8 protein-coding genes are annotated in these 10,808 nt (G+C 53.8%); 5 read left to right on the top strand and 3 right to left on the bottom strand.

What is annotated here, in order from left to right:
• From VE954_RS31160 to VE954_RS31150, 3 genes are all read left to right on the top strand, one after another.
• A partial coding sequence (locus VE954_RS31160) for a carbohydrate porin (RefSeq protein ID WP_324960352.1) occupies positions 1–554 on the top strand: 554 nt, incomplete at its 5' end.
• Between the two features lie 13 nt (positions 555–567).
• On the top strand, positions 568–1,536 hold the full coding sequence (locus VE954_RS31155; protein ID WP_324960350.1) for a glycoside hydrolase family 6 protein: 969 nt from the start codon (positions 568–570) through the stop codon (positions 1,534–1,536).
• Between the two features lie 28 nt (positions 1,537–1,564).
• The gene (locus tag VE954_RS31150) at positions 1,565–2,242 is read left to right on the top strand and encodes a CIA30 family protein (protein WP_324960348.1); all 678 of its coding nucleotides are present in this window, start codon (positions 1,565–1,567) and stop codon (positions 2,240–2,242) included.
• Between the two features lie 12 nt (positions 2,243–2,254).
• On the opposite strand, the gene VE954_RS31145 is transcribed toward VE954_RS31150, so the two are convergent.
• Positions 2,255–3,313, bottom strand: coding sequence for a hypothetical protein (locus VE954_RS31145; protein ID WP_324960346.1), 1,059 nt, complete (start codon positions 3,311–3,313; stop codon positions 2,255–2,257).
• Positions 3,314–3,354: 41 nt separating this feature from the next.
• Positions 3,355–4,443 (bottom strand): SGNH/GDSL hydrolase family protein, encoded by a 1,089-nt coding sequence (locus VE954_RS31140; protein ID WP_324960344.1) that lies wholly within the window; start codon positions 4,441–4,443, stop codon positions 3,355–3,357.
• A gap of 99 nt (positions 4,444–4,542) precedes the next feature.
• On the opposite strand from VE954_RS31140, the gene VE954_RS31135 reads away from it, so the two are divergent.
• The gene (locus tag VE954_RS31135) at positions 4,543–7,410 is read left to right on the top strand and encodes an ATP-binding protein (RefSeq protein WP_324960343.1); all 2,868 of its coding nucleotides are present in this window, start codon (positions 4,543–4,545) and stop codon (positions 7,408–7,410) included.
• Positions 7,411–7,468: 58 nt separating this feature from the next.
• Here the strand turns inward: VE954_RS31135 and VE954_RS31130 are convergent, their stop codons facing one another.
• The gene (locus VE954_RS31130; protein ID WP_324960341.1) at positions 7,469–9,715 is read right to left on the bottom strand and encodes an alpha-glucosidase; all 2,247 of its coding nucleotides are present in this window, start codon (positions 9,713–9,715) and stop codon (positions 7,469–7,471) included.
• A gap of 188 nt (positions 9,716–9,903) precedes the next feature.
• Here VE954_RS31130 and VE954_RS31125 point away from each other — a divergent pair.
• Positions 9,904–10,808, top strand: a 905-nt coding sequence (locus VE954_RS31125) for a hypothetical protein (protein ID WP_324960339.1), incomplete at its 3' end; no start/stop codon positions are given.

Here is a 10,808-nt window from a genome sequence, read left to right as displayed (position 1 = left end):
TTGAAGATGAATCCTTCTCGTCTCTGGATGCCGCGGATGCGGAGCGAGCCAAGGCCTGGCAGGATTCTTTTTCCTACCGGATTCTGGCGAATGTGATGTGGGCACCGGACGCACCCTATTGGGTGGAGATGGCGGCTTTTTGCGGTTCCGCCGACTTCGGTGGTCGTGATGATCCAACCGGTGTAAAACTTCCCGCTCGCAACACCATGGCGTTAGGCGTAAGGCCGGCTTATATGTTCACGCAAAACCATTCCGCAGAAGTGGACCTTTACTGGTCCCTGATTGAAAACGGTATGGCCTTTCAGGATAGCCAATTCCAAACGAAGTATGAAGGCAAACCCATCGATCGCGAAATGGCCAAGGCAACGCTGGCTTATGTCCTGCGGCCTTTGCCTTTTGAATGGGCGCGGCCGGTGATTCGTTTCTATAGCACCTTTGCCAAATGGAACGGCAAGACCGAAGGCGACAATTATCTAACCTCCTATCTGCGGCCGCTCTATAAGGACAAGACTTCGGGTTATACCCTGGGAGTGATGGCGGATGTTTGGCTTTGAAAGGAGCAGTTCCATGAAGAATCGTATGAGCCTCGCGCTGCTGATATTCACTGTCAGTTGTGTGAGCACCGGACGGGACACCGCGACCCTGCAGCGGAAAAATCCTCTGGCAGGCAAACGTTTCCATGTGGATAAGGCCAGCGTCGCAGCCAGGGAAGCAGAGAAGCTGCAGGTCCAGGATCCCGGCACAGCGAAAACACTGCGTTTTCTGGCTGATCAACCCTCGGCCATCTGGTTTGGTGGCTGGAGCGGTCCCATTCAGACCGCCGTGGAAAAGGCTGTGCAGAGCGCTGAAGCCGAAGGTTCCCAGCTGGTGGCGGTTGCCTACAATGTTCCTCATCGCGATTGTGGTCAGCATTCCTCGGGCGGACTCGAGGGCGGTGCTTACAAAAAATGGATCGATGACTTTGCGAAAGGCCTGGGTCAGCACGAGGCCGTCATCATTCTGGAGCCGGATGCCATTCCTTTGATCACGTGCCTGAACGAGGCCACCAAAAAGGAACGTTGGCAGCTCTTGAATTATGCTCTGGAGTCCTTTAAAACAAGGTCCAAAGCGCTGGTTTATATGGACGTTGGGCATGGTAGCTGGATCCCGGCCGGCATCATGAAGGAACGATTGAACGCCATCGGCATTGATCAAGCGGATGGTTTTTCCATTAACACGTCCAATTATCAATCCACCGCAGACAGCATCGCATTCGGTCGTAAACTGCAACGGATTTTCCCCGGCAAGGGCCTCGTGATTGATACCTCGCGCAATGGTAACGGTCCGAGTCCGGACAACGCCTGGTGCAATCCTCGCGGTCGAGCCATAGGACCCATGCCGCAGGTGGTCACGGATGTGCCCGGTGTCGATGCGTACCTTTGGACCAAAAAACCCGGTGAATCGGATGGTGCCTGCAATGGTGGGCCGGCCGCGGGAGAGTTCTGGATTGATGTGGCCAAGGAGCTGGTCGATAACGCCGAGGTTACAGCAAATTGATTTTAAAACTGACGAAGGAGGGGATTTTATGAAAATACAGATGGTGCTCTGCAGTCTTTTGATGCCGTCCAGCCTGCTGATCAGTTGCAGCAAGGATGACAGTGATGACAGCAGCAGTGAAGTTCCGATCACGCAGCAGCCGGGTCCTGGTCTGCAGGAACCCACAGGATTTGTTCTCGACGATTTCAAAACCTGTGCGCCGGATTACAAAACCTCGGTGGAAACCTATTGGTATGCATTCAACGACACGACCGATGGCGGGAAATCCACCTCGCAATTGGCATTAGGTGCGCCTCTGGCCGACGGTGGTCCATGTTCCTTGAAATGGAGCGGTCAGGTGACGATCGACTATGAGTATGGTTACGCCGGTATTGGTCTGGATTTGGGTGGAACGACGTTGTCTGGATATAAAAGCATCGTGTTCAAGGTGCGTGGCGATGGAGCCGCCTATCGTTTGAAACTGCCGATGAAGGCCCAACTCGATCGCAACGAGTTCAATTTCCATGGGGTGGACATGATGTGCGGTGATGGCTCATCCAACTGGAAGACGGTTACCCTTGATCTGGCGACATTGCAGCAGGAGCAGGGTTGGGGACAGCCCGTTAAACTGGATTTGGCCGATGTTGGCAAGATTCAAATCCAGACCAAAGGCCAACCGATTCCTGCCTTTGCATGCGAGATCGCAGCTTTGAGCCTGATGAAGTAAAAGAACCCGCATTCACTTGGGGCAGTCGACTAGCGACACGGAAAGCCAGGCGCTCAAGGCCTTGCCGCGATACTGAAACGCGACGGGGTACCACAGCTTCGTATCGGTCCCGCTGGAAGATTGAGCTGGGCCTGTCACCTCAATGGGTATGGGATCAAGAATGGCCACAATCGGGCTCGTGGAGTCGGGTTTCTGCCGCGCCCGGGATTGTCCGTTTTTCAACTGGCAGGCTCGCGGATATTTCTCAGCAGGGACCGAGTTCTCCATGTCACCGATATCGGGATTGACCATCGTTGGTGCCGTCACCACGGGTGGAGGCACAGGATCCGATGGGACCGGAGCTGATGCAGGAACGGGAGCCATGACCGCAGGCTTGCGTTCCGGAGCCGGGCCCGGTGGGACGACCGCTTTGTGTTCTGAAGCTGACGTCGTCGCAGTTTTATTGTCGGCAGCAGACGTTCGATCCAATGGCGCAGAATTCGCGGCGGGCTTGCGTTCTGTGGCAGCCGTTCGATCCAAAGGCGCAGAATTCGCGGCGGGCTTGCGTTCAGTGGCAACCGGCACGGGTGTTTTGCGATCCGCCATGGGTTCAGCGTAAAAGGCTTCAAGGATTTTTCGTTGTTCGTCTTTGGTCAGATTGGGTCGACGATAGAGCAGATTCTTGAAGACTTCACCCTGCTCGATGGATAAACGCGCGAGCGGTCGATCAAAATTTATTCCATAAGCTCGGCCCTTGGCCTCCTGGCAATGACCATAGGCCAGATCATAGTTGCCTTTCAATTCAGGATGATCCTTGAACTCACCATCCACAGCACCTGTAAAACAAGCTCTTTGATCAGGTTTCAGCCAGCAGTAAAAATGCGCCTGCAGATCGCTCCAGCGGCCACCGGTGGAATTTCTTAAACAGACATTGAGTTTGGGAGGATTCGGATCACCGCGCTGCTCGCGCAACAGGCGTAATGCCTGGAGAACTTGAGCGGGACCATAATCCGAACCAGCAGGAGCCTTGCCCTGTGCCTGGACAGGAGGGGGAGCTAGCCAGACGATGAGCAAGAGAGCAGCAAGTCGCACGAAACACACCCCTTCATTCATCATAATATACTTAGGATATATCACAATTCCATGCAGCGGGCCAGGGCTTTGGCCGGCTCATAGCCGCCGATTTTCCCTGCCGTTGTCAGGTCAGACAGCATTTGCGTTGCGTAAACACAGTGCATTTTGCTGTTCGGATGCACGTATTCCCAGTATTTGAAGCCAGCTGGATCAGCACAAAAAGCTTTGGGTCCATCAAAGCGCCCTTGCAGATTCCCGACATAGCAAGGGGCGTCCAATCGATTGAATCCATAATTTTTCGGGTTTTCCACGGTCTTTTGATTGATCTCGTTGGCCTGGAACAGCGTGACATTGACCTCGGGCAATTCCTTCGGCAGGGTCTTGAGCATGGCGCGCAGTGCCGTGTTATGCGCGGCTGTCACCGCGTAGAGTGTGGCATCACTGGCTTTGGGAGGATCCTTGGGATTGCGATTCAGGCCACCGAGCTCGGGCATGGTGCCAATGACAAACTGGCGAAAGCCGATATCCTGAAGGTTCTCAATCCCGTCCTGAATATCGCTGACCGTATCCTTGACCTGTTTTTCCAGCGCTTCGGTCACAGGATTCTGGTTGGCGTCCTGGGCCTTGACGGCATTCTTGAAGTAATTCTGAGGTCCGATCCAAATCACAACGAGCGTGCTGGCAAAGTCGAGCTTCTTCAATTCACTTTTGCTGTCGCTGATTTGCTGCAGCAGGGAAGGGATGTCGGCTTCACCCGACGAACCGTTCTTGCGGGTTTCAGCTAAACCGACCGCATAATTATCGAGCGTCCAGTTCAATCCTGCGCTGACGTAGTCAGCCCAGATGGGGCCATTGCTGAAGCGTGATTTATAAAAAACCCGCGCCGGCACATAGGTGTTCTGGGTGAGCTTGTTCAAATGACCCGGGTCGGAAAGCGAATCGCCGAACACCAGAAGTTTGGTGATTTTGGCTTTAGCCGGGTTTTGCACCTGCCCGGTCAACCACTTCTCCTGATTGGGTTTGACCAGATCATTGACGTTGGGACCTTTATCCTCATTCGCCGCCGAAGCCTTATCCTGACTCGGCGCGGCTGGATTGGTTTGGCAGGCGCCGAGGAACATCACGAGACATGCAAGGTATCGAAGCATCCGGGAACCTCCCTTATTTTCCATCGGATCAGTATAGACAAGTCCGCCTTCTTCCGAAAGGAAATCGCCATCATGGGCTAGAGCAGGAGTATCCGGCAGGTGCTTTGGTGGATTTCGCAAATTGTTGATCTTTGCGTCGTCATCTGGCTGCGATGGATGCGCTGGCGGCTCGCGTTTGGACTGGTTCTACTGCTGCCGAATTCGCTGAAAGCCAGTGTCACGCAGCTTGAGCCCGGGGTTTTTGAGGTGGCTGATTGGGATTGGCAGAATCAATCTCTGCTTCTGGAAGGGCAGTGGCGCTTTTTTCCCATGCAGCTCCTGGCTCCGAACGAGGCCCGGGCGCGCATGTCCGAAGCGTATCCTTTGAAGATTCCGGGAGCCTGGAACAGGATCCCTGGCAAGGACGGCCAACCGATGGGTGCGCATGGCTACGGGACCTATGTCGCCCGCGTGGATGGTTTGCCGGATCTGAATACCCCGCTGAGTCTTCGTCTGCAGTATGCAACATCCAACTACCGATTGTTCTGGTTGCGCAGCGCGGATCAGGACGCAGACATCATGATTCAGGCCGGGCATGTGGGCCAGTCCAAGGACGAGTCGATGCCCCAGTTTCTGGAAAAGCTTCAAGCGGTGCCCTCGCTACCGGACAGCGGTCCTGTCTGGATCGTGGTCCATGTTTCCAACTATCATTGGGTTGAAGGGGGCATGTTCTATGCGCCTGAATTGGGTTTAACCGAACGCATGGATCGGGCCTATTACAGCCGATTTATAGGCACGCTCCTGTTGTCCGGAATGTTCATCATGCTGATGCTCATTAACCTCAGCGTCTACCTGCGACAGCGTGATGATAAATTCGCGCTTTGGCTGGTTCTGCTGTCGGCCATTGCTCTGCTATCCACATCAACATTCTTCAGCCAGGTTTATTACTTCATCTTCACGCCTTCCCTGCGCGCGCATCAGCTGTTTCGCTATGGACAGAATGCATTTGGGACTTTGATTCTCACTGTTTTTAATCAACTCGTTTACCTGCAGTATCCACGGCAAGCCAAACGTTGGATTGCCTGGGTCATGTGGTCGATTGCCATGCTGGCCCAATCGGTTTATGCCTTTTCGCCTTTCACCATGCCGATTCCTGTGTTGCGGGCCAACCAGGCCGTGGTGCTGGCTTTTCCGTTTCTGGTCACCTGGCAGGTCTGGCTTGCGTGGCGGGCCCGTGAAGAAAATTCAGGTCTGTCGATGCTGAGTTTTACGTTTTTCTTTGCGACTCTATTGAATGACCTTCTGATCGTGTTCCGAGTCTATACCGGGCCGATGCTCAGCAGCTGGGGTCTCCTGGTCATCGTCTTTATGCAGACGCAGCTTTTAGCCATTAAATTTGCCCAGGCCTTTGAAAAAACCCGCAGCATGAGTCGTGCTCTGACGGAACTGAACCAGTCCCTTGAGCAGCGTGTGGCACTCCAGACCCGCGAGATACGATCGCTCCTGACCCATGTGAAAATTGGGATCTTTGGTCTGATGGGTAGCTCGAAAAAAATATCCAAGGATTACAGTCAGCATCTGGAAATTCTTTTCGAGGATACCAGACTCGAAGGGCGGCATGGACTCGAGCTGCTGCTGACTGGCACGGATCTTATGCAGGATAAAATCGATCAAATCGATCAGGCACTGAATACATGCATGGGCGAAGCGGAAATCAATTTTCAACTGAATGCCCATGTCCTCCCCACCACCTTAAAGCGCCGTGATAAGCAGGGTCAAGTGCATCACTATGAACTCACATGGGATGCCGTCCCGAACGAAGAGGGTCTGATTGCAATGATTCTGGTCACTGTGAATGACGTGACCGAACTTCGTAAATTCGAAAGCGTGGCGCAGAGGAAGTCAGTGGAGCTGGCCATGGTTGGCGAGATCCTGGGGATCAGGGAGGACGAATTCCGCCGCTTCCTCAGCGATGCCCGTGATCTTCTGCAGCATAGCCGTAAGCTTCTGCAATCCTCGGCCCAAAATCAGGAACGCCTCGGCCTGATCCTGATCGATGTCCACACGTTGAAGGGCTCAGCTCGCACGCTCCATCTCAGCCGCTTGACCGAGGCTCTGCACTTTTTGGAGAAGAACTATAAGGGCAAGCCGCTCGATGCCGACGCCGCCTTGCGTTTGCAGAACGATCTGGACGGAGCCCTGCTTATACTGCAGGACTATGAAGATGTCGCCATCCAAAAGCTCAAATGGGATGCCGATGAAAGCCCGATGGTCAAGGTGAAAAAAGAACTTCTGGAAGGCGGGTTTTTAGCTATAAAACGGCTCCTGCCCAACCTTTCGGCCGAGGATGCCCAGGCGTGCAAGCCGCTCTGTCATCTTTTGCAGATCGTCAGTGAAGTGCCCTTGGAACCGCTGCTCAAAAATCTTTTGCAGAATACGGCGCGCGTGGCCGCCGATCTGGGCAAGCCTGCTCCGCGTCTGCAGGTTCATGTGCCGATGGTGAGCTGTAACAAAGCGATGGAGCAGCTCCTGCGCAAGATTCTCATTCATATCGTGCGCAACATGATGGATCATGGCATTGAATTGCCTGCGGAGAGAGCCAGGCAGGGTAAAGCCGCCAACGGCTTGATCAGTATCGAAGCCGAGGCGGTTGCCGATTCTATTGTCCTGCGCATTCGAGATGATGGACGTGGACTGGATCTCAATGAGCTGGCCAGGGTTCACGGTGGTGCTTCCGATATGAGCGAGTCCATGATTGCCGATCTCATCTTTAAGGAAGGTCTTTCGACGGCCCGGACGGTGACTGATATGTCTGGTCATGGCCTTGGCATGGCCGCTGTAAGAAAATTTGTCGAAGAAAGCGGCGGTACGGTTGAGGTGGTGCTGGAACCGGAACGCCAGGGTTCACGACGTACCTTTCATCTCTGCGTGCATTTGCCTTTAACAGGCTTTACCAATCATTCCCATTCCAGTGGTTCAGCAGCCTGAAAATTGGCTCCGCCCCCTGTGGCAGGGGACGGAACTTGAATTTCAGTATGGTCCCAGCTCAAGGGAGCTGTAACAGGCTTTTGCGGAATGTTTCCCCCACAACCGAACCATGTTTGTGAAAGACGGGTGGCTCGCCCAACGGAGCCGGGACCGTGCTCCAGCTTCCCGTCTGCTCGTCACCATAGATCCGGCCGGACCACACATGAACCCATTGTCCCTTGGGAAAATAGACCTTTCTTGTGGATTGACCTGGGTCAACAACAGGAGCAATCAGAAATTCGGGGCCCAGGAGCCATTGGTAATGATTTTTGATGGATTCCGGATCCGCAGGATAATGGAGAAACAAGGATCGCGCGACAGGATATCCGTGTCGATGGGCTTCATCGAACAGCTGTTCCCGGTAATCGGCCAGCAGAGCAAAGACCTTGGCGAACCTCGCAAAGGACGTGAGCGTTTCATCATCACTGTAGAACTGATGGTTCGCGTCCGGACTGTTGCCTTCGTGATTGCGATAGGCGGCTGTGAAGGCGCTGAGTTCCGCTCCGCGCTGCAGTAGTTCCTTGGTCCGGGCGAAGTTAATCACTGGCCAGCCCGCTACCGATCGCCTTAGGGCAATCAAACCTCCAATATCCATGTGATTGACGCTGAGTCCGGAAAGGCCACCCGAGAGCAGCCCCGTGATCGCGGATTTCATACCATCATGTTCATCCCAGGTCGTCATCTGGTCGCCGAGCCAGTACAGAGGCGCATGGCGTGAACTGCGCAGCGAACCTGCCCGTAAAAACGCGACAGCGTCTCCTTCGAGTCCGGCTTCGCGAATGGCTTCCCGGTTGAGTCTGGCCCAAAGCTCCGGATAAAGATTATGGACCGCAGCGGCGTCCCCATGGTGCAATTTCGCGTCGAAGGGCAGGGCTTCCCCAAAATCGGCCATCCAGCCTTTCATTCCCGCGTCGATCAAAGATGAGATGATAACTTTTTTATACCAGTCGAAGGCCTCAGGATTGGTGAGATCGACCAATGTCCCCGTGAAACCACCGCTATCAATCTCATAGGGGGCTCCGTTCTGTTTCTGCACCAGAAAACCACGATCGCGAGCTTCGGCAAAGAGGTTGCGTTTCATATTAGGCTTGCTGGCAGCATCCGTCAGAAATGGATTCACATAGCCGAGGGTATTGATCCCTTCCGCTGCAAAATCCTGCACCAGCTGACTCCAATCGGGGTAGGCGTTGTCATCGACCTCCCAGTTCCACCACATGCGAATCCCAAAAGGCGTCTGGCGTTTGCCTTGCCAATCCTGAATCCAAAAGCCGGCGATCGGTGTGCCTTTGGCTTTCAGCCTTTGCCAAATGTCCCGAATAAAGGGACCGCCACCCATCAAACCGATGATGGCACCCTTGTGAAACCAGCGTGGAACCCGAGGGAGCCGTCCGCTATATTCGGTGAACGATTCGATCAAATCCAGCGGGGTCGAGCCCGCAATCATTTGACCGGTGAGTGTGGAGGACCAGACGCGAATTTCCGCCATCGATGTGTCCTCCAGATCAAAGCTGGAGTATTCCGAGTTCTCTAAAAACAGAGCCCGCATCCGGGTTGTCAGAGTGAAGGGAAGAGCCGCATAGGTTGTGGACCAGTTGCCAGCCGCGCCGCGGGAGATTCGATTCAAGGCGAAACTGTAAGGTTGCAGGCCTCGCAGATGACCTTGTTCGGTTGAAAGAATAGGAACGGTGCGACCTTTCAGATCGAAATGGGTGAACTGTTCTCCGAAACCCAGAAAGTGCTCGTCAGGCGTGGATTGAAAATTCATAAACACACGATTGACGTTGGGATCAGCGACATGAATATGAAACTGAAGACGCTCCGCAGTGAGGGCCTCAAACTTCACAGTATAGGCAACCCGGCAGTCAGGACCTGATAGCATGCCTTGGATTTGCAGACTCTCGTTCACCACTTCGATGCTATCAACGGACTGCTGACGACATTTCATCTGATCCGACTTATCGTGAATGGTAAACGATCCGCGCCACTGGGTTATGGACGCCTGGCCTCGGCCCGCAAGAACAAAAGCTCGGCCGGGGCGGCTTTGCCACATAACCTTATCCACTGGGGTGGCCTCATGAATCGAGAGTTCCGCTTTGTTCGCGTCCCAGGTGATTTGAAAGGCGCCGAGCTTCCAGACACTCGTCGGAAGCAGCGAGGTCACCTCGGATACGTCACGCCCAGTCCAATCGTGGCGTGGACTCCAGTCACGGGCCATGCAGGGTTGGGCAAGAAAAAAACTGAGAAACGCGAGACGTAGAGCTGTCATGGTCCTATCCTTTTCCGTCCAAGGCATGCACTGGGATTTCCTTGCTGCTGCTTTAACACGCCGCCTGCCCAAGAGCAATCAGCCTTCGTGCCACGCAACCAGGCGGTTCCTGCGAAATTTTCTTCATGCCATTGGGTTTTCGCGCCGAAAAACTCCCTAGGAATGATGCGAACAAGGAAGCTGTTTTGGTGCAAAGCGCAAAATATTTAATTTTCGCCCTGCTGGCCTGCCTCTTATGGGGCAGTCAGCTTTTGGCAGAAAGCCGCGAAAATTGCTTTTCCTGCGCGATCAAAGTGAAGTCTTTGCGTCATCCTTTGGAATTAAGAGGCAGCTGGCTCTTCACACGCGACGATTTACCGGAAAATAAAAATCCCGAAACGGACACCAGTTCGTGGGTGACCGTGGATGCCCCGGGCCCGTGGAGCAAGGCCTACAATGATGGCGCCTATTTTGAAGTGGGTTGGTATCGTGGGAACTTTCAGTTTCGTCCGAAGCTGATTGGGAAAAAAGCTGTTTTTTATGTTGATGCCTATATGAGCCGCCTGCAGATCTTTATGGATGGCGTGGAAATCATGGCGCGCGAGGGTCGTCACACCCATGAACGCTATTATTCCATCCAGCCCATTCCTGTGGTGATCAATATCACCAAGCCTGAGCACGTCATTACCATGCGTATTGATACGCGTCTCATGGTGGGTATCTATCAGCTGCCGTTTCAACTCCGTCCCTATCGGGACTTTGATCCGGTGATCACGTTCTATCAACTTTATGGGGGTGAGGTGCGAAACATCGCAGCCTACATCCTGTTCTTCTTTGGCCTCTTCTTCCTCGCTGTTTACGCTCGGACGCACTATACCCTTTATCTTGTGGCCGGGCTCACGGGTATCGGCATTTTCCCGTTCTATGCGTTTCCTCATGACAACATGATCAAGCTCTTTGACCCGGAGAAACTCTGGATCCTGCACTATATTGGTATCAGCTGCATGGCTTTGGGTCATGTGACCTACTCACAGTATTTCTGGAAATCCACGCCGCGGATCAACCGTATCAATTGCATCGTGGTGGCTTTGCTCGCTGGCCTGTTCGTCGCCAT

The organism is Oligoflexus sp., from assembly GCF_035638955.1.
Lineage (GTDB): Bacteria > Bdellovibrionota_B > Oligoflexia > Oligoflexales > Oligoflexaceae > Oligoflexus.
The sequence above is the reverse complement of the archived record's forward strand: the minus strand, read 5'-3'. Positions and strand labels throughout refer to the sequence as shown.

Coding starts and splice junctions, on each gene's coding strand:
- VE954_RS31150 (WP_324960348.1), top strand. CDS start 1,565: ATGAAAATACAGATGGTGCTCTGCAGTCTTTTGATGCCGTCCAGCCTG.
- VE954_RS31140 (WP_324960344.1), bottom strand. CDS start 4,443: ATGCTTCGATACCTTGCATGTCTCGTGATGTTCCTCGGCGCCTGCCAA.
- VE954_RS31155 (WP_324960350.1), top strand. CDS start 568: ATGAAGAATCGTATGAGCCTCGCGCTGCTGATATTCACTGTCAGTTGT.
- VE954_RS31130 (WP_324960341.1), bottom strand. CDS start 9,715: ATGACAGCTCTACGTCTCGCGTTTCTCAGTTTTTTTCTTGCCCAACCC.